We start from the raw sequence: 25,765 nt of genomic DNA on the forward strand, positions 1-25,765 counted from the left end.
GGGCCTGATCATCCTCGCGGCAGCACCCTGCACGGCGATGGTCTTCGTCTGGTCGAACCTGACGAAGGGCGAACCGCACTTCACCCTGTCCCAGGTGGCGCTCAACGACGCCATCATGATCGTCGCCTTCGCGCCTATCGTCGCGCTGCTGCTGGGTCTGTCGGCGATCACSGTRCCGTGGGCCACGCTGACGATCTCCGTCGTCCTCTACATCCTGATCCCGGTCGCCATCTCCCAGGTCGTTCGCAGGCTGCTCACCGCCGACGRTACGACGCGGTCGCTGGACGCCCTTCTGGCCAGGCTTCAGCCGCTTTCGCTCGTCGCGTTGCTGGCGACCCTGATCCTTCTATTCGGCTTTCAGGGCGAGCAGATCATCGCGCAGCCGACCATCATCGGCATGCTGGCGGTTCCGATCCTGATCCAGGTCTACTTCAACTCGGGGCTGGCCTATCTGCTCAACCGCATGTCGGGCGAACTGCATTGCGTCGCGGGGCCGTCGGCGCTCATCGGTGCCAGCAACTTCTTCGAGCTCGCCGTCGCCGCCGCCATCAGTCTGTTCGGCTTCCAGTCCGGMGCGGCGCTGGCGACCGTCGTCGGCGTCCTCATCGAGGTYCCGGTCATGCTGTCGGTCGTCTGGATCGTGAACCGCAGCAAGGGCTGGTACGAGACCGCTCCGGCCGTCTCCAAGAACATTGCAACCGAAAGGCCATGACCATGGACGTCACCATCTATCACAACCCCGAATGCGGGACCTCGCGCAACACGCTGGAGATGATCCGCAACGCCGGCATCGAACCGACCGTGATCGAATATCTGAAGACGCCGCCTTCGCGCGCCGAGCTGGCCAAGATGATCGCCGACGCCGGTCTGACCGTCCGGCAGGCGATGCGCGAGAAGGGAACGCCCTACGCGGAACTCGGCCTCGGCGATCCCGAGCTGACCGACGATCAGTTGCTCGACGCCATGCTGAAGGATCCGATCCTCATCAACCGGCCGTTCGTCGTAACGCCGCTCGGCACGAGACTGAGCCGCCCTTCCGAAGTCGTGCTCGACATCCTCTCCGACACCCACAAGGGCGCCTTCACGAAGGAGGACGGCGAGCACGTCCTCGACGAGGAGGGAAAGCGCATTGTCTGAAGGATTCCCCGCACTCGATGAAAGCCATCTCGCCCAGCCCGACCTCGACGCCCTTCGTCCGTCGTTCTCGGCGCATAAGCCCCGGATTCTGATCCTCTACGGATCGATCCGCGAGGTCTCGTACAGCCGGCTGCTCGCCCACGAGTCCCGTAGACTGCTTGAGCGCCTCGGATGCGAGGTTCGCGTCTTCGATCCCAAGGGGCTTCCCTTGCCCGACGACGCGCCGGTTACGCATCCGAAGGTGCAGGAACTAAGGGAGCTGTCGCAGTGGTCGGAGGGGCAGGTCTGGATCAGCCCGGAACGTCACGGCGCGATGACAGGCGTGATGAAGTCCCAGATCGACTGGATCCCTCTGGCGGTCGGCTCCGTCCGGCCGACGCAGGGCAAGACGCTCGCGGTGATGCAGGTGTCAGGCGGCAGCCAGTCGTTCAACGCGATCGGCCAGCTTCGAAGCCTCGGCCGCTGGATGCGTTTCAGGAGTTCGACGCCGAAGGACGAATGAATCCGTCGTCCTACTACGACCGTGTCGTCGACGTCTGCGAGGAACTCGTGAAATTCACGCTGCTGACCCGCGATGTCTCGTCCTATCTGACCGACCGCTACAGCGAGCGGAAGGAGGACGCCGCCAAGCTCGAGCAGCGGGTGCAGTTGAAGTCGATCTGACGGCCGGCGTCTATTCGGCGGCGACGAGATCCCGTCTCGTCGTCATCGCCACGGTCGCGAACGCAGCAATTCCCACGACGCCGAGCGCGGCCGTGGCGAACAGGGACAATCCGATCCCGAAGCTCTGCATCGCCGCCGAAAAGGTAAACGGGGCGGCCGCGCCCAGCGCCAGCCTAGCGGCGGCCATCTTGCCGGTGATCGTTCCGTAGCCGTCGCTTCCGAACAGGTAGAGCGGCAGACTGCCCTGCGCGATGGAATTGATGCCGGACCCGAGGCCAAGGCAGATGGCGAATGCGACGGCCCCCGGCAGCCAGTTCCCGCTCACGCCCAGGATGACGATGCCGACGACCATGAGCGCCGCCGAGATCACCGCGAGGATCGGTGGGGACAACCGCGTGCCGAAGATCATGTTGATCAGACGGCTGAGCACCTGGGCAGGGCCGAACAACGAGCCGACGGAGAGGCACGTCCAGAGGGATACTGTTTCAGCGAAACGTTTCCGTATTTCGGCAATAGTTTTCCGTTTTTCGGCAATGTGTCAACAATTTTCTCAGGTTCGTTTTGCATGGATTCGAGTGTCGTGAGATTTGTTGCGAATGGCGACGAAGCACCTCATCGTGAAGGCCGCACGCACGGCGTTGGGCCTCTCCAGGAAAGACTTGGCGGAGCTCGCCGGCCTTTCTGATCGGACGATCTACAACATTGAAACCGCCCAAGATTACGTGCTTCTTGATACCCTGATGAAGGTCAGGTCCGTTTTCCGTGAACGAGGCGTCGAGCTTGTCGAACCCAACGAGCATAGCGGATGGGGCTTGTTCTTCGTGGCGGACGATGGCGATCGCTGAGGCCGACATAGGCGACCTTGTGCGCTCGTTTCATTCAACTAAAAACGCAACATTCAAATCGCAACGCTTTCGGGCGTGTTGCGAAACACCTCGAGAAGTCAACTCACAACGAAATACGCTGCCTTTTGGAGAAAATTCGCAGGCTAGGCATCTGCGATTCCAGCCGTTTTCGTTACTCACTCACTCAGCAATGAAATCGAAATGGCAGTATTTGGAACAATTGGATTGATCTCAGCGAGCCTGAAGCTTCGTCATGATGACTTTGTCGCTATGGAAAGGTCTTGTCTTTCACACTGTTAGCAACCGTTTCTGATGCTGCGCGATAAACTCATTCGCCCTTCACGGTCGCGAAGACGATACTCGTGTTGCCGACGATGTCCAGTATATAGCATCGGCTTCTGACGGCCAGTGATTTGCGCGCTACGATGCCGCAACCACCGCGTCAACTTCTTCGAACTCGACATCAAAGCTCATCTGGTCATAAGCAGGTACGACATGTTCAGGCGTCTCGCCCATGACAGTGTCGTAGTCGAGCGGCGTGTGCATGTGGGTCAAAATCGCCCGCTTCGGATTCAGGCGACCGATCCAATCCAACGACTGCTCGAGCGACAGATGGCTCGGATGGTATCGGTACTGCAACGCATCGATGATCAGCACGTCGAGATCTTGAAGTTTTACGACGGTTTCCGGCGGAAAGTCGCTGATGTCGCTGCAATAAGCGACATCGCCGATACGAAATCCCAATGAGGTTACGTCACCGTGCTGCTGCGTGTGCGGCTGGAAGGAAATCGTACCTCCGGCGCCACTGACCCGCACCGGGACGTCTATGCTCTCGATAACCCTGGGTTCGACGATCGGCGGGTAATTGCTGCCCGGCGGCGTCTCCATGCAATAGCCGAATCCCTGGCGGATGCGGTCCATGGTTTCGCTGTTCGCGTGGATCGGGACGCGCTGCTGGGACTCGTAGAAATAGCCACGCAGGTCGTCCAGGCCATGGATGTGGTCTGCGTGCGGGTGCGTGTAGAGAACCGCGTCGATGTGGGTCACGCCGGCCGCGATCATCTGTTCGCGAAAATCCGGTCCGGTGTCGATGACGACAGTCGTCGCGCCACCGTTGTCGTCGAACTGCTGCACCATGAAGGCCGCGCGGGTACGTCGGTTCTTCGGGTTATCAGGATTGCAAGCACCCCAGTCACCGGTAATGCGGGGAACGCCTGGAGACGACGAACAGCCGAGAATGGTGAAGCGCCGCCTATATCCCACGCTGCTAGATCCTTGGCATCTTTGAGAAAATGCGGAACGCGTTGTCGGTCGTGATCTTTGCCATGTCGGCGTAGCTGAGTCCGAGTGTTTCGGCTAGGACCTCGGCAGTGTTCACCACGTAGGAGGGTTCGTTGCGCTTGCCACGCCAACGCTTCGGCGCGAGGTATGGCGCGTCCGTCTCGACGAGCAAGCGATCGTGCGGGACGGTCTTGGCGATCTCACGCAACTCTTCCGATTTCGGGAACGTCAGAATGCCGGAGAAGGAAATATAGCCGCCGAGTTCGACGCCGACCCTTGCGAGCTCCGCGCCCGCGGAGAAGCAGTGCAGAATGAAGGGGAATGCGCCCCTACCCGTTTCCTCGGTCAGGATCGCCGCCATGTCCACGTCGGCGCTGCGGCTATGAATGACGAGCGGCAGCTGGGTCTCACGCGACGCATCGATATGGCGACGCAATCCGGTCTGCTGGTCTTCCGGCTTCTGCGTGTCGTAGAAATAGTCGAGACCCGCCTCGCCGATCGCGACGATCTTCTCATGGGCGTTGGCAAGCCGCACCAGCTCTTCGGTCTGGATGTCCAGCTCATCGCCTGCGTTGTTCGGATGCGTGCCGACCGAGCAGAAAACCGATGGATATTTTTCAGTGATCGCGAGAAGACCGTCGAGCTTGCGTACACGCGTCGAGATCGTCACCATCTGCTTGACGCCGGAATCGTGAGCGCGCTTGACGATCTCGTCCCGCTCCTCTTCGAAGTCGGCGAAATCCAGATGGCAATGCGTATCGATCAGCATGACGTCCTCACGCTTCCGGCGCGACGTAACGCGGGAAGACCGGCGTCGGCGCTTCAAGCTGCGTGCCTACGACAAGGCGGCCGGCTTCACCGAGTGCTGCAAAGTCACGCTTGTCGGCGGCGGCAGCAACGAGATCTAGCAGCTTGCCGGCCGATTCCGGCACGAAAGGCTGCAGCAGGATGGCGATCTGGCGGACGACTTCGGCCGTGACATAGAGCACGGTGCCCATGCGCGCTGGATCGGTTTTTTTCAAAGCCCAAGGCTGCTGACCGGCGAAATAGCGGTCCGTTTCCGAAACAACAGCAATGATCGAGGCCAGGGCGCGGTGAATGAGCTGCTTCCCCATATCGTCGCGGGTGGAGGCGAGCAGCGCGTCGGCGGCCGCCAACATCGCCTTGTCCTCGTCGGTCAGCGGGCCGCATTCCGGAATCTTGCCATCGCAGTTCTTGACGATCATCGACAGCGAGCGGCTGGCAAGGTTGCCGATACCGTTGGCAAGGTCGGAATTGATGCGGGTGCCGATCGCCTCTTCGCTGTAGCTGCCGTCCTGGCCGAACGATACTTCGCGCAGGAAGAAGTACCGCACCTGATCGAGACCGAAATGGTTCACCAGGTTGACGGGATCGACGACGTTGCCGAGCGACTTCGACATCTTCTCGCCCTTGTTGAGCAAGAAGCCGTGCGCAAAGACGCGCTTGGGCAGCGGCAGCTTCGCCGACATCAGGAAGGCAGGCCAGTAAACCGCGTGGAAGCGGATGATGTCCTTGCCGATGATGTGAACGTCGGCCGGCCAGTACTTGGCACGAGGGCCGTTCTGGTCTTCGATGTAGCCGGTCGCGGTGATGTAGTTGGTCAGTGCGTCGACCCAGACATACATGACGTGGGCAGGGTCGTTCGGTACCTTGATGCCCCAATCGAACGTCGTGCGCGAGATCGACAGATCCTTCAGCCCCGACTTCACGAACGAGATGACCTCGTTGCGACGTTCGGCCGGGCCGATGAAGTCCGGATTGGCCTCGTAGAGCGCGAGCAGCTTGTCCTGGTATTCGGAGAGCTTGAAGAAGTAGCTTGCCTCTTCAACCCATTCGACCGGTGTACCCTGGGGACCATAGCGCACGCCGTCGGCACGCAGCTCAGTTTCATTTTCCTGATAGTAGGCTTCATCGCGAACCGAATACCAGCCGGCGTAGGAATCCTTGTAGATATCGCCGTTGTCGGCCATCAGGTTCCAGATGTTTCTGGACGTCTCGTGGTGACGCTCCTGCGTCGTGCGAATGAAATCGTCATTCGAGGCGTTCAGCAGCGTCGCCATTGCCTGGAACTCGCCGGAATTGCGGTCGGCAAGTTCGTGCGGCGAGATGCCTTCGGCACGCGCCGTCTGCTGCATCTTCTGACCGTGCTCATCCGTGCCTGTCAGGAAGAAGACATCCTTGCCGTCGAGGCGCTGGTAGCGCGCCATGGCATCCGTCGCGATCAGTTCGTAGGCGTGGCCGATATGCGGCTTGCCGTTCGGGTAGGAAATCGCGGTGGTGATGTAGAAGGGTGTCTTGTCTGTCATGGCGGCCATTCGTGTCCGGCTTACTCTATAAAATTTATCAGCCGCTCTTAGCGCATGTGGCCAGGAAGCGAAACACTAAGTTTCATACCGGCCGGGGATTTGAGCCTGAAACGCGCCCTGCGCTTGACTCGTTTTTTTCATGGCTCTAGGCAGGAGAGAAAGAAGACAGGGCAACAGCAACGTGACATCTAAAGCACCCCGCAGCGGCGTTTTTGGCGCAGGCCCGAGGGCCACGGCTTGACCTTGGCCAGTTTTGATCCGCTTTACTCCCTTTCCGGGCTGGTTGTCGGGGCGCTTGTGGGCATCACGGGCGTTGGTGGCGGGTCGTTGATGACACCGCTTCTCGTTCTTCTGTTCGGCGTTCATCCGGCAACCGCCGTCGGTACCGATCTCCTCTATGCCGCAGTCACAAAAAGTGCGGGTACCGCCGTTCACGGCATTCATGGCCGTATCAATTGGCGCGTCGTCGGCTGTCTGGCGGCGGGCAGTGTGCCGGCCGCGCTCCTGACGCTCTGGTTTATGGCGGGCGTCGACCGCAAAAGCATCGAAGTCGCCCATACGATCACAACGGCGCTCGGCTGGCTGCTCGTCATGACGGCCTTCATGCTGATTTTCCGCAAGCAGGTTCTCGCCATAGCGCAGCGCTCCATCGGCGAGCGTCGCCGCCCCCTCCGTCCGGCTACCATCATGGTGCTGACGACCGTGCTCGGGCTGGCGCTGGGCATTCTCGTTACCCTCACATCAGTCGGCGCCGGCGCGCTCGGCGTCACGGTGCTGTTGATCCTCTACCCTCGCCTCGATGTTCGGGAAATCGTGGGCTCGGATATTGTTCATGCAGTCCCCCTCACCTTCATCGGCGGCATGGGGTACTGGATGATCGGTGAGATCGACTGGGGCATGTTGCTCGCTCTGCTTGTCGGCTCTATTCCCGGGATTATCGCAGGCAGCCTGCTTGCACCCAAACTTCACGAGCGAACGATCCGGCTCGTGCTTGCGGCGACGCTCGCCGTAGTCGCCGGGAAGCTGCTTACCGGTTGATCAGCTCGGCTGCTTGATATCGCCAAGGATGCTCATGATCGTTTGCTTGCGATCGAGATTGTAGGCGTCCGATATCGTCAACCGGTTCACGATATCCGAATAGAGCCGTGAAAACCGCTCCGCGGCCACGACCTCCCCAGCGATGGCGGCCGACCGCGCGCGGCTCATCAGGTCGTCCCCTACGTGGCTGGTGAAGAACTCGAATATTGTCTCGCTTTCCTTGCCGGAGAGCGCATCAGCCAACCGGTGCATCGCGCGCCGTGCGGCGGGGCCTTGCGACGAGAGAACCTCGTTGTAGGCGCTGATGATATCACCGCCGCCATAGTTGATGAGCTTCAGCGCCTCGCCGACGCTGCCGTTGGCGGACGAAAGCAGCGTTCTGTCTCCAGCATCGATACCAAGGTGGTCCAGAGCGCCGGCAAGCGCCTCATCGTTCAGCGGCGCGAGCTTCAGCGGAAGGCAGCGCGAGCGGATGGTCGGCAGCAGCTTGCCGGGCGCGTGTGAAATCAACAGGAAGAGTGCCCGTTTCGGCGGCTCCTCCAATATCTTCAAGATCGCATTGGCCGCATTTTGGTTCATGTCGTCGGCGGGATCGATGATCACGATGCGCCAGTTGCCGGTGCCCGATGTCTGCGAGAAAAATCGACCAGCCTTGCGCACCTCATCGACGGTAATCGCGGACTTTATCTTTCCCGTCTTCTCGTCGACCGGTCTCGCCAGGTAGAGCAGGTTGTGAGACGCACCTGACGCTATCTGTCTGCTGACCGCCGAATTCAGGTCCGGGTCGGCCATCGTCGCCGGTGCGCTTGCCGGATCGGGATGGGACAGGACGTGATTGGCAAATCGAAAGGCAAGCGTTGACTTACCGATGCCTTCAGGTCCTTCGATGAGCATCGCGTGATGCCCTTTGCCGGACCGGTAGGATTGCGCAAGGAAGGCTTCCGCTTCCCCGTGGCCGAACAGTTTCGTGTTCTCGGGCTGCCATATGGCGCCATCGAGAAGCCCGGGACGTTCCTCACTCATGAACCGTCTCCGCAATCTTTGTTTTGAGTGGCAGTCGCCGTTCGACGATGGTCAACACGTCGTCGGCGATGACATCCTCGGGGCGCAGCGCGTCCAGCACATGGCAGCGCTCCGGTTCGCGGGCGGCGATATCAAGAAAGGCTTCGCGCCGCTTTTCGTGGGTTTCCAGTTCTTCTCTCTCGAAACGATCGGGAGCGATGGCCACCGCAGCGCCGCGCCGCGAAGCGCGTTCCAGACCGGCTTTGGCCGGCAGATCGAGAATCAAGGTGCAATCCGGCATGACGCCGTTGATAGCCACGCGCTGCAGCGTCTCGATGAAATCCGGTTCGAGGTTGCCGGTAATTCCCTGATAGACGCGGGACGAATCCATGAAACGATCGCAGAGGACGACCCTCCCTGCATTCAGGGCGGGACGAATGACGCCTTCGACGTGATCGTTGCGCGCGGCCGCGAAAAGAATCGCTTCCATTCGCGTGCCCAATGCCTGCGCGGCACCTGACAGGAGGACGTGACGAACTGCCTCCGCGCCGGGAGAGCCTCCTGGCTCGCGCGTCAGCAAAACATCGAAACCACGCGACCGCAGCGATTCCGCCAACTTGCGGATCTGCGTGGACTTCCCGGCACCTTCGCCGCCCTCAAATGTAACAAACAATCCTGTGCCGGACGACAATGATAACTTCCTGCATGTTCGCGCCCGCATCGCGCTATCGGCGTACATCTACAGGAAGATTCTGGCCAGCGGAACCGCGTTGCGAAGATCTCCCTGCTTTCCCGCAGGATTGACCATCAATATGGCGATCACGTGGGCTGGGGCTTATCCCACAGCCAGGAAAACAGCAGCGATTCAGCAAGCTCCAGGATAGCGTCGATCGCGCGGCTGCTGAGCGAGCCGGTGACGACCTCGGCCTTGGTGTAAAGCGGAACCTCGCGAAGAAGCCGACTGCCGGCAGAGATCCGCAAGGTCCCGACTTCCTGATTTGCGGCAACCGGCGCCATCAAGGGCCAGTGGTAAACGATACGAGCGGCCAGGCGGTCAGGATTATTGACAGGGATATAGACGCTCACGCCCTTATGCGCGACCAGGTCCACGTTCCGTTCAGCGCCGCCATAGACGCCGGCTGCTCCAATGACCTCGCCATCGGCGAAGAGCTGGCGGATTTCAAATGCGCCCAACCCCCACTCGAGAACCCGCTTCGCCTCGTCCGTGCGTTCCTTGTCGGACGGAAGACCACCGAGCGCCATGAAAAGGCGCCGGCCGTTCCGCTCCGCCGATGCGACGATCGAATAGCCCTCACCCTCCGCGAAACCCGTCGCCAGACCGTCGACACCGAGGCCGAGGCCGAGGCCGAGCAGCGGATTTCGGTTCCGCTGGAAGATTTTATTCCACTGGAAATCCGGAAGCGCGAAATAGGAATAGTAGGTCGGGTAGCTCTGCTGGAGATCCAAAGCCAGGGTGACCATGTCGTAGACGGTCGTCTTGCTCTTCCCGTCGGGCAATCCGGTCGAGTTGCCGAAGACGGAGCGCTGCATGCCGAGGGTCTTCGCCTTGCGCGTCATCGCCTCGGCGAAGGCGGGCTCTCCGCCACTCATGCCTTCCGCCAGGATGATGCAGCTATCGTTCGCGCCCTGAATGGCGATACCCTTCAACAGGTCCTCGACACGAACGTTCGATTTGAGGGCGGCGAACATTGTGGCCGTCCGCGACGGTGCCCCGCCCGTTCGCCAGGCATATTCCGACACGAGATATTGCGTATCGAGGGTGATCTGGTTTTTTGAAAGGGCTTCGAAAACAAGGTCCGCGGTCGCGAGCTTTGCCAGCGATGCGGGAGAAAAGGTCTGGTTCTCATTCTTCGCAAGCAGAACCGTGCCGGTCGATGCTTCGACCATGTAGGCCTGTAGGGCCTTCGTCTCAAAGCCGGCGTTCGGCTCAGCCGCCGCTACCGGTCCGGTCAGGCCGGCAGGCAACAGCAAGAAGCATGTCAGGAGAGCGCGTCGCCAAGGCAAAACCTTCATTTTCCCGCCTCCGCCAACGGCTTCTGCAATTATCGCGCGGACTGTCCGGCCGATTTCTGGCGTTTGAACGAGGCAAGGATCGACTCCTCGGTCAGGCCGTCATTACGCACCATCACGGCGTCGAAGGCGAGAGCAACGGTTACGGTCTTGACCGCCTCATCCTGGTAGCCCATGGCGAGCGAACTGCCCTGCCAACCGTTCGGGCGCTCGTATGGGACGGGGCCAATTTCAGGCAGAACGACCATCTGATCGAACGGCTGTGCGCTTGCGCCGAACGACGGAGAAGGAATAGGTGTCGGGACCGGAGCGGCATTGTAAGGCGCGCTCGGCGTCGAGCCTGCATAGGACGTCGCGGACATCGGCACAGGAACATTCTCCGCACGCGGCGGTGTAAAGCCGCCGAAGCTCTGGATTTCGTCAGCCGTTATGCGCTTGCTGTTGGAGGCGACCATGACACCCGTTGCGATCTGTCCGCCACCGGGATTGACGCCCGGAATGCGACTGCCCTTTGGAACGTAGGATGCCATCAGGTACGGCATGTCGTGACCGTCCATGCGGGCGCGGCCAACGTATTGAACACGAACGTTGCCGGTGCCGCTATGCTGCAGGTCGAGCATATCGGCCGTCTTGTTCGAGAGATCGATGATGCGCCCTTCGTGATAGGGACCGCGGTCGTTAACGCGCACGATGACCGACGAGCCGGTTTCAACATTGGTAACGCGGGCATAGCTTGGAAGCGGAAACGTCGGATGCGCGGCGGAAAGATGCATCTGGTCGTAGACTTCGCCATTTGCCGTCAAGCGGCCATGGAAGGCCGAACCGTACCACGACGCAATCCCGACCTTGCTATAGGAGAAGTCTTCCTTCGGATAATACCACTTGCCTTTGACGACATAGGGATTGCCGACGATGTAACGACCGCCGCCCTTCGGGATATTGTCACCGGTCGCAACGCGCGGACTGGCCTTTACGCCATATTCCTTTTCCGAGAAATATTCCTTGCCGTGCTTCGCCTTTGCAGGCGCAGTCGGGGCCGTGCCGCATGCCGTGACCGTTGCACAAACCAGCGATAGACCTACCCATCGCACTGCCGTTGCGAATGACGCCGCCCCGAAGTCTCGTCTCATATGTCCCACGCCGCTCAAGACCGTTATGGTTAAGAAATCCGCCCTACGGGCAAGACACCCCTAATCCCATCAACCTAACGAGACTTTAATCATGCTGCTTTCGTGGCAAATTTGCGAAGACTTTCGACGTATTAGCTACAATTCTAATTAACATGGTTAATTAAATGCTAATTTAACAATTGTAACTGCGCTTAAGGTCCCGGAAGCCACACGCGAAGCCCTGCCCTGCCAGAGGTTCAGACAGTGAACGCGGCACCTATCAGCGCTTTCGTGTAATCTTCGCGGGGTTTCTGGAAGATAGCTTCCGTATCCCCCTGCTCGACAATCCGCCCATCTTTCATCACGACAACGTAGTCCGACATTGCCTTCACGACCGAAAGATCGTGGCTGATGAAGATATAGGAAAGCTTGTGACTGTCCTGAAGCAACCGCAGAAGATCGATCACCTGTCCCTGTACCGAACGATCAAGCGCCGACGTCGGTTCGTCAAGAATTACCACCTGTGGCTTGAGGATCATCGCGCGGGCAATCGCAACGCGCTGTCGCTGACCGCCTGAGAATTCATGCGGGTACCGGTTGCGCGCATCGGGATCCAGTCCGACTTCCTTCAGTGCGGCGATGGCGCGGCGGTCGCGCTCGACCTTGCTCAATCCGGGCTCGTGAACGAGAAGGCCTTCGGTGATGACCTCTCCGACTGTCTGGCGTGGAGACAACGAACCGTAGGGGTCCTGGAAGACAAGCTGCATCTCCTTGCGGAGCGGCCGCATGCGCTTCCTGTCATAGTTGGAGATATCGATTGCACCAAAGCGGTAACGGCCGGCGCTTTTGACAAGACGCAGGAGTGCGCGTCCGAGCGTCGATTTGCCCGAACCGGATTCGCCGACGATCCCGATCGTCTGCCCTTCCCGCAGCTTGACGGTCACGCCGTCCACGCCGCGAAACAGCCGGCGACCGCCGGAAAAGAGGCCGCCTCCGATCTCGAAGTCCACGGTAACGTCCCGGCCCTCCAAGATGACAGGTGCGCCATCCTCCGGAGATAATTTTCGCCCACGCGGCTCGGCGGCCAGTAGCATGCGGGTATAGTCCGCGGTTGGCCGTTCGAAGATATCTGCCGTGGTGCCCTGCTCGACTACCTCGCCGCGTCGCATGACCACGACGCGCTCGGCGAAATGCCTGACGATGCCGAGATCGTGCGTAATCAGCACGATCGCCATCCCGAAGCGCTGCTGAAGCGACGCCAGGAGCGACAGGATCTGAGCCTGGATTGTGACATCGAGCGCTGTCGTCGGCTCGTCGGCAATGAGGATGTCCGGCTCGTTCGCCAAGGCCATTGCGATCATCACGCGCTGGCGTTGCCCGCCCGAGAGTTCGTGCGGATAGCTGTCGATGCGACGGCCCGGGTCAGGAATGCCGACAAGCTCCAGCAGTTCCAGAACGCGTTTGCGCGCTTCCTTGTGGGTTCCGCCCCGGTGATGGACGATCGGCTCCGCGATCTGACGACCGATCGGATAGAGCGGATCGAGAGATGTCATCGGTTCCTGAAAGATCATGGTGATCTTGGCACCACGAATGTCATTCAGTTCTCTCGGCGCAAGCCCGACAATCTCCTTGCCGCGGTACTTGGCAGAGCCGCTTGCCGTCCCGTTCTTGGCGAGCAGTCCCATCAGCCCCATCATGGTCTGGCTCTTGCCGGAACCGGACTCCCCCACGATCGCGAGCGTCTCGCCTGCCCGCACGTCGAGGTCGATGCCCTTGACCGCATTCACCTGCCCGTCCGGCGTCTCGAAATCGACCTTGAGGCCGCGAATGGCAAGAATCGTATCTTCGGCTGCCATGTCAGCGGTCCTTCGGGTCGAGTGCGTCACGCAGGCCGTCGCCGATGAAATTCAGCGAGAAGAGCGTTGCGACGAAGAAGATGGATGGAAAGATCAGCAGCCACGGCGCCGACTGGATGTTGTTCGCACCCTCGGAGATCAGTGCGCCCCAGCTGGTCAGCGGCGCCTGGACGCCAAGCCCCAGGAACGACAGGAAGCTTTCCAGAAGGATAACCTTCGGCACGACGACGGTGACAAAGACGATGACCGGGCCGATCGTATTCGGAATAATGTGGCGGCGTATGATCTGCCAATCCGTCAAGCCGAGTGCCTGAGCGGCCCCGACGAATTCCCTGCGTTTCAACGCCAACGTCTGTCCCCGCACGATACGGGCCATATCAAGCCATTCGACCGCGCCGATGACGAGGAAGATCAGGATGAAACTCCGGCCGAAGAAGACCACCAGAACGACGACGAGAAACACGAAGGGCAACGAATAGAGAATCTCGACAAGCCGCATCATGACATTGTCGACCCGACCACCGAGATAGCCTGACGTTGCGCCGTAAAACACACCGATGCCAAGCGACACGAAGCTGGCAAGCAGGCCGACGGCGATGGATATCTGCCCGCCGAGCATGACGCGCGCCAGCAGATCGCGACCGTTCAGGTCCGTTCCGAACGGAAAATACTCTCTGTTGACCTTGCCTGTTATGACCAATGTCCGCCCGTCGTTCTGCGTGGCGCCGAGGCTAGTCTCACGAAACTCATTCGCTCGGTCGAAATAGCGCGTGGCGCGTGGGTCGATAGGGTTTTCAGAGCTGACGGTGGCGGTGAAGGCCTCGCCCTCGACCTTGAAGCTATCGAGCTTTACACGCGCCCGGGTCGCCACGCCTTCCGCAACGTCCTGCAACGCGGAAACGTCAGGGCGCGGCTTCAGGCTCGGCGGCACCGTCACGTAGGACGAGAAGACCTGATCGTAGGTGTGGGACACGAAGAGCGGCCCGACGAACGCAAAAAGGCTGATCAGGACCATCATCACGCAACCCGCCATCGCGGCTCGATTGCGTCGGAAGCGAATAAGAGCCAGCTGGAACAGGCTGCGGCCGGCTTTGCCGGAAACGGCCTGCGATGAACCCGCGACATGATCAGTCATGACGGACCCTCGGATCGAGAAGGCCGTAGAGGATATCGACCATCAGATTGAAAATGATCACGAAAATGGCGACCAGGATCACGGTTCCCATAACCAGGGTGTAGTCGCGATTGAGGGCGCCAAGAACGAAATAGCGGCCGACGCCGGGGATTGTGAAGATCGTCTCCACGACGGCGGAACCCGTCAACAGGGCCGCTGCGCATGGAGCAAGATAGGAAACCACCGGCAGCATGGCTCCGCGCATCGCATGGGTCACGACGACCACGCGCGCAGGCAAGCCATAGGCTCGGGCCGTGCGGATATGGTCGGCGTGCAATGCCTCGATCATCGAACCGCGCGTCAGCCGGGCAAAGACCGCGAGCTGCGGCAGCGCCAGGGCGATCATCGGCAGGATGAGGAAACGCAAGGACCCGTCTCCCCAGCCACCGGCCGGAAGGAGCGATAACGAGACGGCGAAGATAAGCGTGAGCACCGGACCGACGACGAAATTCGGCACGGTTGTTCCGATGGTCGCCAGCGACATGATCGAAAAATCGAAGGCACTGTTTTGCCTGAGTGCCGCCACCGTGCCCATCAGAACACCGCCGACAAGCGCCAGCAGAAGCGCGTAGAAGCCGAGTTCCATCGAATAAGGCAGGCCCTTGCCGATCAGTTCGGCCACGCTGTTGTCCTTATAGACATAGCTCGGACCAAAATCTCCACGAACGGCATTGCCGATATAGGTTGCGTACTGGCGCCATAGCGGCTGATCGAGCTGATACGTTCGCATCAGGTTCTCCATCGTCGCCGGTGGCAGCGGTCGCTCGAGATTGAAGGGACCGCCTGGAGCGAACCGCATCAAGAAAAATGAAATCGTCACGACGATGAAAAGCGTCGGCACCGCGCTCGCGAGACGGCGCAAAACGAAGGCAATCATACCCGTCCTCCTGTGCTACGGCGCACGGGCTCTCGCTCGTGCGCCGCTTGCGCCAGTCTATTACTGGGAAACGCTCAGGAAACGGCTCAGGTGCTGATTGGCGGCATTGTCATGCCAGCCCTGCACGCGGCTCGAGACAAGCCAAAGGTCAGCCTGGGTCAGGAGCGGCGCGACCGGCTGGTCGGCCATCAGATGCGTCTCGGCCTCATGCAGCAGCTTCGAACGCGCGGCCGGGTCGGTCTCCGCATAGGACTTCGCCATCAAGGCGTCGAACTCCGGGCTTTCGTAATGACCGTAATTGAACGTCTTGTTGGTGCTGAGATTGAGCGCCAGGAAGTTCTCGGCATCCGCATAGTCGGCAACCCAGCCGGCTCGTGCGACGTTGAACTTGCCGCCTTCCTGCAGATACGCGTAGTGCGAGGAAACATCCAGGTTCACCAGCGACACCTTGGCTTTGAAGGTGTTCTTCCACATGTCGGCAACGGCAGTGGCAACTCGCTCGTGGTTCGGATTGGTATTGTAGCGGATTTCGATGTTCAGCGGCTTGCCGCCGTCACCGTAGCCCGCCTCCTTCATCAGCTCGATTGCCTTGTCCTCGCGATCGAGCTGCGAAACATCGGCGAAATCGGCCTTGGCCGGAGCGCCATAGGTATCGATACCGGGCGGAACTAGCGAATAGGCCGGAATCTGCGACCCGCTATAGATTTCCTTTGCCAGGAAATCGCGGTCGACCGCCATGGAAAGAGCGCGGCGCACGCGAACGTCGCTGTATGGCTCCTGGCGGCTGTCGAAAGCATAGTAGTAAGTGGCAAGGGTCGGCGAGACGTGCACCTGGTCCGAATAGGATGTGCGCAGGCGATCGATCTGGTCTGCCGAGAAGTTATAGACGAGATCCATTTCCTTCGCTTCGAAGCGACGAACCGATGCTGCCTGATCGTCGATCGGATAGAAGACGACCTTGTCGAGCTTCACATTGGCCGCGTCCCAATAGCTGGGGTTCTTCTCGACGACGAGGTTGTCGTTCGGAACGTGGCTCACGAGCTTGAAGGCACCGTTCGAGACCATCACGCCGGGCTTCACAAAGTCGGCGCCGTTCTTCTCGACACTGGCCTTGGAAACCGGCAGTGCCGTCTGGTGCGCCAGAAGCTCGAGGAAGAACGGCGTCGGCCGCTCGACCTTGATCTCCAAAGTCTTCGCATCAACGGCCTTGACGCCGAGTTCCGCGGCAGCAAGCCCGCCCTTGTTCACCTTCTCTCCGTTTTTGATCGGATAGAGAATGTTGGCATATTCGGCCGCGGTCTTCGGATCCTCGACGCGCTGGAACGAGAAGACGAAATCGTCAGCCGTGACCGGCGAGCCGTCGGACCACTTCGCGTCCTGGCGCAGCTTAAACGTGTAGGTTAGCGCATCGTCGGACAACGTCCACGATTCGGCAGCGCCCGGCACGATCTTGCCGGATGCATCGTAGATGGTCAGCCCCTCGTACAGATCCTTCAGAATGAACTCTTCGATATTGATCGAAGTATGCGCCTGGTCGAGCGTCTGAGGTTCGCCGGCATTGCCGCGATGGAGGACCGTTTCGGCCAAGGCGGGCGTGCTTCCAAGAAGGACGGCGCCGAGCAAAAAGGCGGTGTGAAGCTTGAGTATTCTGGATCCCATTTTTGTTTTCCCCTTTTGTTGTTCTACATAGAGTTGCCGGAGTGAAAGCCATAAAATTCGAGAAATCAAGGCATTTTGCGCGCCGCCTTCTCTCGCCTCGACGTCGGCGACGGGAATACAACCCTTGATCTCCCTCAAGAATGGCACCCCTTACATCTGTGTCAGCGACGGCGGCCAAGCAACTTTTCGCCGTTTAAAAAGTCCTCGGCGCAATGTCCGTAATGCGACGCGCGTACTTCTTTTCCGCTTATGAGAATTGAGCTGATCTGGCACTATTGGTTTTGGTAGTACGGAAGCGGTGAGCTGGACACACCGCCGAACGGTCAGCGCAACCTCTGGGCGTCGTTCCTCCACCAGTGGAAAACTACGATCGCGCCCACATCCAGATAAAACAGTAAGGTTCGAACCGACTGCGCTGCGATAGATTTCAGCGACGCGAATCTGAAAGCCCGGCGCGGAGGGACCGGCACCGGGCTTATTAGTTCCAACCGACGATTTGAGGTTGATCACCGATTGGGCGACACTACAGGAAAGCGCCGCTACGGTTTCAATGGCGGAAACGCCAGATGGTTCCATGAACGAGAAAGCCCGGCGCTTGGGCTATGCGCCGGGCCTTTTTGGACTGCTGGGATGGGTTCCAACCAGTCCGCGCAACGTTCAAATGTGGGGCGTTGCGTATATGAAACGGACGCCGCACCCAAAAGTTCCTGAGCGACAAGCAACGCGTGTTGATTCTTCGGCGGCGTTATCCAGCCGAATGATTGCATCGGAGAACTTGGCTGGAGACCCGCGATGCAAAGCGCTCGTGAGAACTTGTTGTGAGATCGATTTGTGGCGGAAGAGGTGGGATTCGAACCCACGGTACGGTCTCCCGCACGCCGGTTTTCAAGACCGGTTCCTTAAACCACTCGGACACTCTTCCTGACCTGCAACCGCACTCGATGTGGAGCAACGGTCGCGAACGATGTCAGGCTTTATAGTGACCCATGCGCGTCGTCAACAGCTGCCGTGGGTTGGCAACGGCAGCTGTCTGAGTGAACTCGACGCCGGATCAGTGAGCTGTGGTCTTTCGCGTCGCGAGAAGCAGAATGAAATCGTCGGCGGCGTCCGCTATCGCCATCGCGACTTCCGCTGGAGCCCAGCCCTGCTGCTGAGCATCTTCAATGATGCGGTGCAGCGCGGGTTCGACCTCGGCGCGGCAATCCAGCAGGCGTTGATCATGGGCAGCGTGCTTATCGGCAGACTGAAGATTAATCATGACTGATACCCCTCATTTCCAGATAGCTACCATGACATAGATTAAAGGTTGAGCAAGAGGTTGCTGAAATAAAGATTCATTTCAATGGGGGGTGCGCCATTTTGACTACACTCACGTGCTCGTAACCGAGCCCTAAAACCGCCATGCGAAAGGCAAGAGCCTACGAAATTCAAGGAGATTGGCCTCCGGCGCCTTTCCGCGTTTAGACGGCTCATCAGTGCTTTCGCTGCGCGCTGATTGTCTGCCAGACTCTCGCGTCGTGATTACTCGACATAACGTCGAGTAATTTCATAAAATCCCCACAAGGTTGCATTTTGCGGAAAGGACGCGAGATCGGGTCGTTTGCTGCCGGCGAATGCCGCACTGCAGCATTCAGAGCCTGTTTTGCGCGACCCTTGCTGCAGTCAAGCTCGTGCCTATCTACTTAGATACGGCAATGATTGCGGCGAAAGCCTGAGTATAGTCAGAAATCTCTACTGTTCATCGCCGCACCTTCATGCCGCATATTCTCGACATTGATGTCTCTTTCTTCGAAAAGGATATACATTATGGAAAGCGCAGGCGTCGGCTGGTTTGCAGCCATTATCATCGGCGGTATAGCCGGGTGGCTCGCCGAGAAATTCATGAACAGCAACATGGGTATTCTGATGAATATCCTGCTCGGCATTGTCGGCGCGATCATCGCCAATGCCATCCTCGCGGGATTTGGCGTGGCGCTCGGGGGCTGGATTGGTTATTTGATCGCGGGGTTTGTCGGCGCCTGCCTGCTGATTGCGCTCGGGCGCATCATACGACGTTAATTTTCCAGACCACAAAGGGCCGAACGGTTATCCGTTCGGCCCTTCCAGTGCGACTATTTCAAAAAATTATCGACGGCTCATAAGTCCGAACAAATAGGCTACGCCTGCCGTCACCGCGAGCGCGAAGAGGGGCTCTTCGCGAACCTTGTCGCGCACGCGCTCCGTCATGACAGAGGCCTCGTCCGCGACAGCGGTCTTGGCGCCCTGCCCCAGCGCAACCACGCTTTCGGACAGCCGAGCAAGATCCTCACGCAACGCGGCGACCTGTGCCGAAAGGTCGTCCGCTGCGATTTCCGCCTTCACGCGCGCTGCTGTAGACTGGGTGGAGGCGGTTTTCAAATCGGCCATTGTCTGCTCCTCTTTGTTCGGGATGCTGTTCAACGTGGTAGCCGCACCAAAGGTTCCGAAAGGCGAGCCATTTGTTGCGACCGGGATGCCGGAGGCAGCCGCTGATATAGCGCAGATGTTTTCACGCGATAACCCTTCATTTCCTCAGAGGTTTGTTCTAAGGAACGTCGATTGCTTTGCCCGAAAGCGGGTAAAAAGAATGCGAGGTTTGCGTTTCGATGTTCGATATTCTGCGAAGAGCCGCCCACACCTGGGTCGCCAAGCTCCTCATGCTGCTTCTGGTCGCCTCTTTCGGCATCTGGGGCGTTTCCCGTTCCTTGATTAGCGGCGGCAACAGCACGACTGTCGTATCGGTTGGTGATCAGCACGTCGACGTGAACGAGTTCCGCCTCGCCTATCAGCGGCAGGTCGCAAACCTCAGCCAACAGTTCGGCATGCGCCTGACACCCGATCAGGCGCGGGCGTTCGGTGTGGAACAGCAGGTGTTGGCACAGCTCGTTGCCGGCGCATCGCTTGACCAGCTGGCCGACGACATGAATCTCGGCCTGTCCCAGGATCGTCTTGCAAAGCTCATCGGCGACGATCCGGCCTTCAAGGCCGTCAACGGCCAGTTCGACCGCACGCTGTTTACGTCGCGCCTGCGCAACGCCGGCATTCGCGAAGAGGACTATATCAAGGAGCGCAGCAAGGTTGCGGTTCGGAGCCAGATCGTCGATGCGATCTCCAACGGCTTCACGGCACCGAAGACGCTGGTCGACGCGCTGAAGCTCTATCGCCAGGAAAGCCGTGGCGTGGACTATCTGCTGCTCACCAACGCCAACATAGAACCGATCAAGGCGCCCGCAGACGACGTTCTCAACAAGTGGTTCGAAGGTGCGAAGCCGCACTATCGCGCGCCTGAATACCGCAAGATCGCCTATCTGAAACTTCAGCCGGAAGATATCGCCGACGCTGCATCGGTTACCGACGATCAAATCCGCGAAGAGTTCGACAAGCACAAGGACAGCTATCGCATTCCTGAGACGCGGACCGTCGAGCAACTGACGTTCCAGAACAAAGACCTGGCGAACGCCGCATCAAACGCGCTGAAGATCGGGACAACGTTCGATCAGCTGGTTACCGATCAGGGCAAGACGGCCAGCGACGTGATGCTTGGAGAGTTTTCCAAGGACAAGGTTCCCGATCAGGCGGTCGCGGACGCCGCCTTTGCCGTCACCAGAAATGGCGGCACGACACCCGTCATCGACGGCACGTTCGGTCCGGTAATCCTGCGCATCAGCAATATCAAGCCCGAGAACGCCAAGACGCTCGACGAGGTCAAGGACGAAATCCGCAAGCAGCTTGCGGTCTCCAACGCGTCGCAGGAGCTGATCAACGTGCATGACCAGATCGAAGACATGCGCGGCTCTGGTTCGACGCTGGAGCAGATCGCCGATCAGTTGAAGCTCAAGGCCGTTGTCGTCGATGCCGTGGATTCGGCCGGGCTCGACAAGGGCGGCAACGAGGTGAAGGACATTCCGTCGAAGCAGCAGGTACTTGCTGCCGCCTTCCGCGCGGAAGCCGGTGCCGACGTGCCGTCGCTGTCGATCGGAACCGATGGCTACCTCTGGTTCGACGTCCGCGACGTCACGCCAGAGCGCGACCGCCCGCTCGCCGAAGTGCATGACAAGGCTGTCGCCGAGTGGACCGCCGAACAGCAGAAGGCAGAACTCGCCAAGAAGGCCGAGGAACTGAAGCAGCAAGCCCAGAAGGGTACTTCGCTTGCCGATATCGCGGCCCCGCTCGGAATTTCCGTCGAGACCAAGAGCGGCATCACGCGGGGTTCCGATGACCCGGTTCTCGGAAACGGCGGCGTCAATGCTGCCTTCACCGGCCCGGTCGATACCGTTGCCAACGCCGTCGGTGCCGATGCGACGACGCAGATTCTGCTGAAGGTTACGGAAGTGAACACCGAGCCGACGGGCGACGTGCTTGCCAACCAGGACCAGCAGATCACCGCAATGGCGAACGCCGCCGGCGATGACATTCTCGATCAGATGGTCAACCTGTTGCAGACGCAGTACGGCGCCACGGTCAACCAGGCACTCGCAGAACAGGCATCCGTCCGCTAAGGGAGAGCGCAACGCATGAGCGATCTGAAACCGCTTTTGGCGAAGGCCGCGAGCCGCGAACCATTGACGCGTGAGGAGGCGCGGCAGGCGTTCGACATTCTGATGTCGGGGCAGGCAACGCCTTCGCAGATTGGCGGCTTTCTGATGGCTCTGCGCGTTCGCGGCGAGACGGTCGATGAGATCGTCGGCGCCGTGACGACGATGCGCTCGAAGATGCTCACCGTCGAAGCGCCTGCCGATGCCATCGACATCGTCGGAACGGGCGGCGACGCAAGCGGGACCTATAACATTTCGACGCTTGCCGCCTTGATCGTGGCCGGCGCCGGCGTGCCGGTAGCAAAGCACGGCAACCGCGCACTGAGCTCCAAGTCGGGCGCGGCCGATAGTCTTGCCGCGCTCGGTGTAAAGCTCGACGTCACGCCCGAGATCATTTCCCGGTGCATCCATGAAGCCGGTGTCGGCTTCATGTTCGCGCAGCAGCACCATTCCGCAATGCGCCATGTCGGCCCGTCGCGGGTCGAACTCGGTACGCGGACCATCTTCAACCTGCTCGGTCCGCTGTCCAATCCGGCCGGAGTCCGTCGGCAGTTGCTCGGGGTCTTTGCGCCACAATGGGTCGTGCCGATCGCCGAAGTCATGCGGGACCTCGGTTCGGAGAGCGTTTGGGTCGTTCATGGCAACGGTCTCGATGAAATCACGACGACGGGAACGACGAGCGTCGCGGCTCTGGAGAACGGCAAAATCAGAACGTTCGAGCTGTCGCCAGCCGATTTCGGCGTCGAGCAATGCCAGCTCGAAGCAATCAAGGGCGGCGATGGTGTGGTCAATGCGGCTGCGCTGCGCGATGTTCTCGGTGGGGCACGAAATGCCTATCGCGATATCGCGCTCGCCAACGCGGCGGCGTCGCTCGTCATTTCCGGCAAGACGGAATTGCTCAGCGACGGGATGCGACTTGCCACGCAGTCGCTCGACAGCGGCGCCACGGCAGTGGCCCTCGATAAACTGATCGCCGTGTCGAATGATATCGACTAGGATGAACCGATGACCGATATTCTGAAGAAGATCGAACTTTACAAGCGCGAAGAGATCGCGGCTGCGAAGTCCAAGGTGACGCTGGCCGATCTCAAGGCGATGCAGGCTGGACAGTCCGCGCCGCGCGGCTTCTACCGGTCGCTGGTCGCAAAGCGCGACGCCGGCAAATATGGTTTGATCGCGGAAATCAAGAAGGCCAGCCCCTCCAAGGGGTTGATCCGGCCGGATTTCGATCCGCCGTCCCTGGCTTCCGCCTACGAACTTGGCGGCGCCGCCTGTCTGTCGGTGCTGACAGATACGCCGAGCTTCCAGGGCGCGCCAGAGTTTCTGACGGCTGCGCGCGAGGCCTGCTTCCTGCCCGCGCTCCGCAAGGACTTCATGTTTGACACCTATCAGGTCCAGGAAGCCCGCGCCTGGGGCGCCGACTGCATTCTCCTGATCATGGCCTCGCTCTCGGATGCCGATGCGCAGCGCCTTGAGGATGAGGCCTTCGGCCTCGGCATGGATGTGCTGGTCGAGGTTCATGACGCCGAGGAGACGGAGCGGGCTCTGAAGCTCAGTTCTCCGATGATCGGCATCAACAACCGAAACCTCCGGACGTTCGAAGTCAGCCTTGGCGTCAGTGAAGAACTTGCGGCGACGGTTCCCGCGGAGCGTCTTCTGGTCGGCGAAAGCGGTATCTTTACCCATGCCGATTGTCAGCGGCTGCAGAATGTCGGCATCAACACCTTCCTGGTCGGCGAGAGCCTGATGCGCAAGGATGACGTTACCGCTGCCACGCGCAGCCTGCTGTTCGGTGACGCAGCCCAGGCGGCGGAGTAACATGAGCAGCGGTGGGAATGGCGGACTGACGCATATCGACTCGTCCGGCCAGGCTCACATGGTCGACGTGGGAGCGAAGGACGATACCGTTCGCGTTGCGACGGCCGAAGGTCACGTGACGATGGCTGCGGCAACGCTGGAGCTTATCCGTCAGGGCAACGCCAAGAAGGGTGACGTCATCGGCACGGCACGCCTAGCGGGCATCATGGCCGCGAAGCAGACGAGCAATCTCATTCCGCTTTGCCATCCGCTGATGCTGACGAAAGTTTCGGTCGACATCAGCGAGGATCCTGCACTGCCGGGACTGCGCGTCGAAGCGACGGCCAAGCTGACCGGCAAGACGGGCGTTGAGATGGAAGCGCTTACGGCCGTCTCGGTCGCATGTCTGACCATCTACGACATGGCGAAGGCCGCCGACCGGACAATGGAGATTGGCGGCATCCGGCTCCTTGAGAAGTCAGGCGGAAAGTCCGGCGACTTTCGGCATCCGGAGCACAAGAAATGAGCCTCCTGCCCGTCTCCGACGCTCTGGAGCGTTTGCTCTCACGCGCCTTGCCGATCGATCGACGCGAGTCCGTTCCGCTGGCAGAGGCTGACGGGCGTGTGCTTGCGACCGATGTGTCGGCGTGTCTGACGCAACCGCCATTCGACGCCTCGGCGATGGACGGATACGCAGTGCGAAGCGCCGATGCGCCGCAGCCGGGCGCGAAGCTCACGGTCATTGGCACCTCTTCCGCCGGCCACGCCTTCGAGGGCGCGATCGGGGAAGGCCAGGCGGTTCGAATCTTCACAGGGGCTCCTGTTCCCGGTGGAGCCGATAGTGTGTTGCTCCAGGAAGACGCTCTTCGCGTGGGCGATGAGATCGAGACGACCTATCCGGTTCGCCACAACCAGCATGTACGTCCGAGGGGCCAGGATTTCCTCGATGGCGAAACGGTGCTGAAAGCCGGCACTGTCCTCGACTTCTCTCGCCTGACCGTTGCCGCCGGAATGAACCATGCGACGCTTGACGTATGGCGCAAACCTTTGATCGCGTTGCTTGCGACGGGCGACGAGCTGCTTTCTCCCGGAAGCGCGCCGGGGCCAGCGCAGATCATCGCCTCGAGCACGTTCGGTATCGCGGCCCTCGCGCGCAAGGCCGGTGCTGAAGTTCTCGATCTCGGGATCGTTCCTGATGACCGCGCGGCCATCAGCGCCGCGGTCGAAGAAGCGCAGCAGGCGAAAGCCGATGTCATCGTGACGCTCGGTGGCGCTTCGGTCGGGGATCATGATCTTGTCCAGTCCACGCTTCTGTCCGTTGGAATGGAGCTTGATTTCTGGCGGATCGCGATGCGCCCCGGAAAGCCGCTCATGGTCGGCAGCCTTGGCACCACGCACGTGCTCGGCCTGCCGGGGAACCCTGTGTCCAGCCTAGTTTGCGGCCTGCTCTTTCTCGAGCCTCTGATCCGCAAGCTTGCGGCCCTGCCCGCTGTTGCGCGCAATGCGATGGCGGAAACGACAGTAGCGCTCCGGGCAAATGATCACCGCCAGGATTACGTGCGCGCGAGGCTTCAGCGTGATGCCGCCGGCAAGGTCACGGCAGAGCCTTTCGGCAAGCAGGACTCATCGATGATGAAGATCTTTGCCCAGTCGGATTGCCTGATCGTTCGCCCACCCCATGCACCAGAACTGCCGGTCGGTGGTCAATGCCCGATCATCATGCTTCGGGATCTGGTCTAGTCGAGACCGCTGCCAGCCTGCCTGCGTCGAGCGAAATAGAGAACACCCCTGCCCGACATTCATCCCCGGGCGGCCCGCCGAAATCCGGAACGGTATGTTCGGCAATGAGTATCAGCTGATCTGACGGAAGAGACCGGCGAAACGGGTCGCCGATCAGGACATCAATGCCGACCGCTTGGCACTTTACCAGAAACGGCAGGGTATCCGCGGCAACGTCGGTATCGTAGAACACATCGCCCGCGAGAATGACGTCGACGGCCGGCGGTGTCATTGGCAGAACGTTGGCCACAAGCACTTCGACGTCAACACCGTTTGCTGCGGCGTTGAGGCGGATCGCCGTTGCGGCATTCTCGTCAATCTCGGCCGCGGTCACCGCCGCAGCTCCGCATTTTGCTGCTGCGATCGCGACAACGCCGGAACCGGCGCCAAGATCAAGCACGCGCCGGCCGAAGACAATGTGAGGATACTTCAGGATATGCCGGGCCAATACCGTGCCGCCCGCCCAGCCATAGGCCCAGTACGGCGGTTTGGCATCGGCGGTGTTTCCCTGCAGCCGTGAGAGCCGACTGCCGGGATGCGCCGTGTACAGAAGGATGTCAAGCGATGCCGGTGACGGCTCGAGCCGTAGATTGGTTGTGATGAAGGAAGCAATGTCCATCAAACAACGCCCACGTCT

At 60.2% G+C, this 25,765-nt stretch carries 24 protein-coding genes, 1 tRNA gene and 2 pseudogenes; 12 read left to right on the plus strand and 15 right to left on the minus strand.

What is annotated here, in order from left to right; translation table 11 throughout:
* The 3 genes and pseudogenes from ASE04_RS17005 to arsH form a co-directional block, all read left to right on the plus strand.
* Positions 1-712: arsenic resistance protein (locus tag ASE04_RS17005; RefSeq protein ID WP_056819334.1), on the plus strand; the 712-nt coding region annotated here is incomplete at its 5' end.
* Positions 709-1,137, plus strand: a complete 429-nt coding sequence (gene arsC, locus ASE04_RS17010; protein ID WP_056819336.1) for an arsenate reductase (glutaredoxin) — start codon at positions 709-711, stop codon at positions 1,135-1,137. The genes ASE04_RS17005 and arsC, both read left to right, overlap by 4 nt.
* Positions 1,130-1,800, plus strand: a pseudogene (gene arsH / locus ASE04_RS17015) (arsenical resistance protein ArsH). Before arsC ends, arsH begins: the two are co-directional and overlap by 8 nt.
* A 10-nt stretch (positions 1,801-1,810) precedes the next feature.
* Here arsH and ASE04_RS17020 read toward each other — a convergent pair.
* Positions 1,811-2,257, minus strand: a pseudogene (locus tag ASE04_RS17020) (arsenite efflux MFS transporter ArsK); the annotation flags it as partial.
* Between the two features lie 139 nt (positions 2,258-2,396).
* On the opposite strand from ASE04_RS17020, the gene ASE04_RS17025 reads away from it, so the two are divergent.
* A complete protein-coding gene (locus ASE04_RS17025; protein ID WP_056819338.1) occupies positions 2,397-2,645 on the plus strand; it encodes a helix-turn-helix transcriptional regulator in 249 nt (82 codons plus the stop codon).
* 420 nt (positions 2,646-3,065) lie between these two features.
* Here the strand turns inward: ASE04_RS17025 and ASE04_RS17030 are convergent, their stop codons facing one another.
* Genes ASE04_RS17030 through metG form a run of 3 tightly spaced genes read right to left on the minus strand, consistent with a single transcriptional unit; the run spans position 3,066 to position 6,253 of the window.
* The gene (locus tag ASE04_RS17030) at positions 3,066-3,908 is read right to left on the minus strand and encodes an MBL fold metallo-hydrolase (protein WP_056819339.1); all 843 of its coding nucleotides are present in this window, start codon (positions 3,906-3,908) and stop codon (positions 3,066-3,068) included.
* Positions 3,909-3,912: 4 nt separating this feature from the next.
* Positions 3,913-4,695: a TatD family hydrolase gene (locus ASE04_RS17035; RefSeq protein WP_056819341.1), complete on the minus strand. Its 783-nt coding sequence runs from the start codon at positions 4,693-4,695 to the stop codon at positions 3,913-3,915.
* 7 nt (positions 4,696-4,702) lie between these two features.
* Positions 4,703-6,253: a methionine--tRNA ligase gene (metG, locus tag ASE04_RS17040; RefSeq protein ID WP_056820397.1), complete on the minus strand. Its 1,551-nt coding sequence runs from the start codon at positions 6,251-6,253 to the stop codon at positions 4,703-4,705.
* Between the two features lie 243 nt (positions 6,254-6,496).
* On the opposite strand from metG, the gene ASE04_RS17045 reads away from it, so the two are divergent.
* Entirely contained in the window at positions 6,497-7,291 is a 795-nt protein-coding gene (locus ASE04_RS17045) for a sulfite exporter TauE/SafE family protein (RefSeq protein WP_056820400.1), read from the plus strand.
* On the opposite strand, the gene ASE04_RS17050 is transcribed toward ASE04_RS17045, so the two are convergent.
* The 9 genes from ASE04_RS17050 to ASE04_RS17090 all read right to left on the minus strand — a co-directional run bounded on the left by ASE04_RS17050 (position 7,292) and on the right by ASE04_RS17090 (position 17,921).
* Complete coding sequence (locus tag ASE04_RS17050) at positions 7,292-8,314, minus strand: DNA polymerase III subunit delta' (RefSeq protein ID WP_056819343.1); 1,023 nt, start codon at positions 8,312-8,314, stop codon at positions 7,292-7,294.
* Entirely contained in the window at positions 8,307-8,984 is a 678-nt protein-coding gene (gene tmk / locus ASE04_RS17055) for a dTMP kinase (RefSeq protein WP_056819345.1), read from the minus strand. The genes ASE04_RS17050 and tmk overlap by 8 nt, the downstream gene beginning before the upstream one ends.
* Before the next feature lie 128 nt (positions 8,985-9,112).
* Positions 9,113-10,327 carry a D-alanyl-D-alanine carboxypeptidase family protein gene (locus ASE04_RS17060; RefSeq protein WP_056819348.1) on the minus strand — a complete coding sequence of 405 codons (1,215 nt, stop codon included), beginning with the start codon at positions 10,325-10,327 and terminating at the stop codon, positions 9,113-9,115.
* 29 nt (positions 10,328-10,356) lie between these two features.
* Entirely contained in the window at positions 10,357-11,454 is a 1,098-nt protein-coding gene (locus ASE04_RS17065; protein ID WP_056819350.1) for a septal ring lytic transglycosylase RlpA family protein, read from the minus strand.
* 236 nt (positions 11,455-11,690) lie between these two features.
* On the minus strand, positions 11,691-13,289 hold the full coding sequence (locus ASE04_RS17070) for an ABC transporter ATP-binding protein (RefSeq protein WP_056819352.1): 1,599 nt from the start codon (positions 13,287-13,289) through the stop codon (positions 11,691-11,693).
* Position 13,290: 1 nt separating this feature from the next.
* On the minus strand, positions 13,291-14,424 hold the full coding sequence (locus tag ASE04_RS17075; RefSeq protein WP_056819354.1) for an ABC transporter permease: 1,134 nt from the start codon (positions 14,422-14,424) through the stop codon (positions 13,291-13,293).
* Positions 14,417-15,340 (minus strand): oligopeptide ABC transporter permease OppB, encoded by a 924-nt coding sequence (gene oppB, locus ASE04_RS17080; protein ID WP_056819356.1) that lies wholly within the window; start codon positions 15,338-15,340, stop codon positions 14,417-14,419. Before oppB ends, ASE04_RS17075 begins: the two co-directional genes overlap by 8 nt.
* A gap of 60 nt (positions 15,341-15,400) precedes the next feature.
* The gene (locus tag ASE04_RS17085; RefSeq protein ID WP_056819358.1) at positions 15,401-16,999 is read right to left on the minus strand and encodes a peptide ABC transporter substrate-binding protein; all 1,599 of its coding nucleotides are present in this window, start codon (positions 16,997-16,999) and stop codon (positions 15,401-15,403) included.
* Positions 17,000-17,831: 832 nt separating this feature from the next.
* Positions 17,832-17,921: transfer RNA gene (locus ASE04_RS17090), tRNA-Ser, on the minus strand.
* A gap of 57 nt (positions 17,922-17,978) precedes the next feature.
* Between ASE04_RS17090 and ASE04_RS32255 the strand changes: the two genes are divergently transcribed.
* Together ASE04_RS32255 and ASE04_RS17100 are read left to right on the plus strand one after the other, a co-directional pair.
* Positions 17,979-18,263, plus strand: a complete 285-nt coding sequence (locus tag ASE04_RS32255) for a hypothetical protein (protein ID WP_056819361.1) — start codon at positions 17,979-17,981, stop codon at positions 18,261-18,263.
* Between the two features lie 542 nt (positions 18,264-18,805).
* On the plus strand, positions 18,806-19,057 hold the full coding sequence (locus tag ASE04_RS17100; protein ID WP_056819363.1) for a GlsB/YeaQ/YmgE family stress response membrane protein: 252 nt from the start codon (positions 18,806-18,808) through the stop codon (positions 19,055-19,057).
* A gap of 66 nt (positions 19,058-19,123) precedes the next feature.
* Here the strand turns inward: ASE04_RS17100 and ASE04_RS17105 are convergent, their stop codons facing one another.
* The gene (locus tag ASE04_RS17105) at positions 19,124-19,405 is read right to left on the minus strand and encodes a hypothetical protein (protein WP_056819365.1); all 282 of its coding nucleotides are present in this window, start codon (positions 19,403-19,405) and stop codon (positions 19,124-19,126) included.
* Between the two features lie 218 nt (positions 19,406-19,623).
* Here ASE04_RS17105 and ASE04_RS17110 point away from each other — a divergent pair, with 218 nt between their 5' ends.
* The 5 genes from ASE04_RS17110 to ASE04_RS17130 are packed head-to-tail and all read left to right on the plus strand — an operon-like array spanning position 19,624 to position 25,089.
* Positions 19,624-21,516 carry a peptidylprolyl isomerase gene (locus ASE04_RS17110; RefSeq protein WP_056819367.1) on the plus strand — a complete coding sequence of 631 codons (1,893 nt, stop codon included), beginning with the start codon at positions 19,624-19,626 and terminating at the stop codon, positions 21,514-21,516.
* A gap of 15 nt (positions 21,517-21,531) precedes the next feature.
* Positions 21,532-22,548, plus strand: a complete 1,017-nt coding sequence (gene trpD / locus ASE04_RS17115; RefSeq protein WP_056819370.1) for an anthranilate phosphoribosyltransferase — start codon at positions 21,532-21,534, stop codon at positions 22,546-22,548.
* Between the two features lie 9 nt (positions 22,549-22,557).
* On the plus strand, positions 22,558-23,370 hold the full coding sequence (gene trpC / locus ASE04_RS17120; RefSeq protein WP_056819372.1) for an indole-3-glycerol phosphate synthase TrpC: 813 nt from the start codon (positions 22,558-22,560) through the stop codon (positions 23,368-23,370).
* Between the two features lies 1 nt (position 23,371).
* Positions 23,372-23,875, plus strand: a complete 504-nt coding sequence (moaC, locus tag ASE04_RS17125; protein ID WP_056819374.1) for a cyclic pyranopterin monophosphate synthase MoaC — start codon at positions 23,372-23,374, stop codon at positions 23,873-23,875.
* Positions 23,872-25,089, plus strand: coding sequence for a molybdopterin molybdotransferase MoeA (locus ASE04_RS17130; protein ID WP_056819376.1), 1,218 nt, complete (start codon positions 23,872-23,874; stop codon positions 25,087-25,089). Before moaC ends, ASE04_RS17130 begins: the two co-directional genes overlap by 4 nt.
* Here the strand turns inward: ASE04_RS17130 and ASE04_RS17135 are convergent.
* Positions 25,067-25,747, minus strand: coding sequence for a class I SAM-dependent methyltransferase (locus ASE04_RS17135; RefSeq protein WP_056819378.1), 681 nt, complete (start codon positions 25,745-25,747; stop codon positions 25,067-25,069). The genes ASE04_RS17130 and ASE04_RS17135 overlap by 23 nt on opposite strands.
* Positions 25,748-25,765 lie beyond the last annotated feature (18 nt).

The organism is Rhizobium sp. Root708 (assembly GCF_001429725.1).
GTDB lineage: Bacteria > Pseudomonadota > Alphaproteobacteria > Rhizobiales > Rhizobiaceae > Rhizobium.

Bases quoted from the DNA above. Each gene is read 5' to 3' on its own strand.
- ASE04_RS17065 (WP_056819350.1), bottom strand. From the start codon at position 11,454: ATGAGACGAGACTTCGGGGCGGCGTCATTCGCAACGGCAGTGCGATGG.
- trpD (WP_056819370.1), top strand. From the start codon at position 21,532: ATGAGCGATCTGAAACCGCTTTTGGCGAAGGCCGCGAGCCGCGAACCA.
- ASE04_RS17135 (WP_056819378.1), bottom strand. From the start codon at position 25,747: ATGGACATTGCTTCCTTCATCACAACCAATCTACGGCTCGAGCCGTCA.
- metG (WP_056820397.1), bottom strand. From the start codon at position 6,253: ATGACAGACAAGACACCCTTCTACATCACCACCGCGATTTCCTACCCG.
- trpC (WP_056819372.1), top strand. From the start codon at position 22,558: ATGACCGATATTCTGAAGAAGATCGAACTTTACAAGCGCGAAGAGATC.
- ASE04_RS17100 (WP_056819363.1), top strand. From the start codon at position 18,806: ATGGAAAGCGCAGGCGTCGGCTGGTTTGCAGCCATTATCATCGGCGGT.
- ASE04_RS17070 (WP_056819352.1), bottom strand. From the start codon at position 13,289: ATGGCAGCCGAAGATACGATTCTTGCCATTCGCGGCCTCAAGGTCGAT.
- ASE04_RS17035 (WP_056819341.1), bottom strand. From the start codon at position 4,695: ATGCTGATCGATACGCATTGCCATCTGGATTTCGCCGACTTCGAAGAG.
- ASE04_RS17025 (WP_056819338.1), top strand. From the start codon at position 2,397: ATGGCGACGAAGCACCTCATCGTGAAGGCCGCACGCACGGCGTTGGGC.
- ASE04_RS17110 (WP_056819367.1), top strand. From the start codon at position 19,624: ATGTTCGATATTCTGCGAAGAGCCGCCCACACCTGGGTCGCCAAGCTC.
- ASE04_RS17105 (WP_056819365.1), bottom strand. From the start codon at position 19,405: ATGGCCGATTTGAAAACCGCCTCCACCCAGTCTACAGCAGCGCGCGTG.
- ASE04_RS17085 (WP_056819358.1), bottom strand. From the start codon at position 16,999: ATGGGATCCAGAATACTCAAGCTTCACACCGCCTTTTTGCTCGGCGCC.
- ASE04_RS17050 (WP_056819343.1), bottom strand. From the start codon at position 8,314: ATGAGTGAGGAACGTCCCGGGCTTCTCGATGGCGCCATATGGCAGCCC.
- ASE04_RS17075 (WP_056819354.1), bottom strand. From the start codon at position 14,424: ATGACTGATCATGTCGCGGGTTCATCGCAGGCCGTTTCCGGCAAAGCC.
- ASE04_RS17060 (WP_056819348.1), bottom strand. From the start codon at position 10,327: ATGAAGGTTTTGCCTTGGCGACGCGCTCTCCTGACATGCTTCTTGCTG.
- ASE04_RS17130 (WP_056819376.1), top strand. From the start codon at position 23,872: ATGAGCCTCCTGCCCGTCTCCGACGCTCTGGAGCGTTTGCTCTCACGC.
- moaC (WP_056819374.1), top strand. From the start codon at position 23,372: ATGAGCAGCGGTGGGAATGGCGGACTGACGCATATCGACTCGTCCGGC.
- oppB (WP_056819356.1), bottom strand. From the start codon at position 15,340: ATGATTGCCTTCGTTTTGCGCCGTCTCGCGAGCGCGGTGCCGACGCTT.
- arsC (WP_056819336.1), top strand. From the start codon at position 709: ATGACCATGGACGTCACCATCTATCACAACCCCGAATGCGGGACCTCG.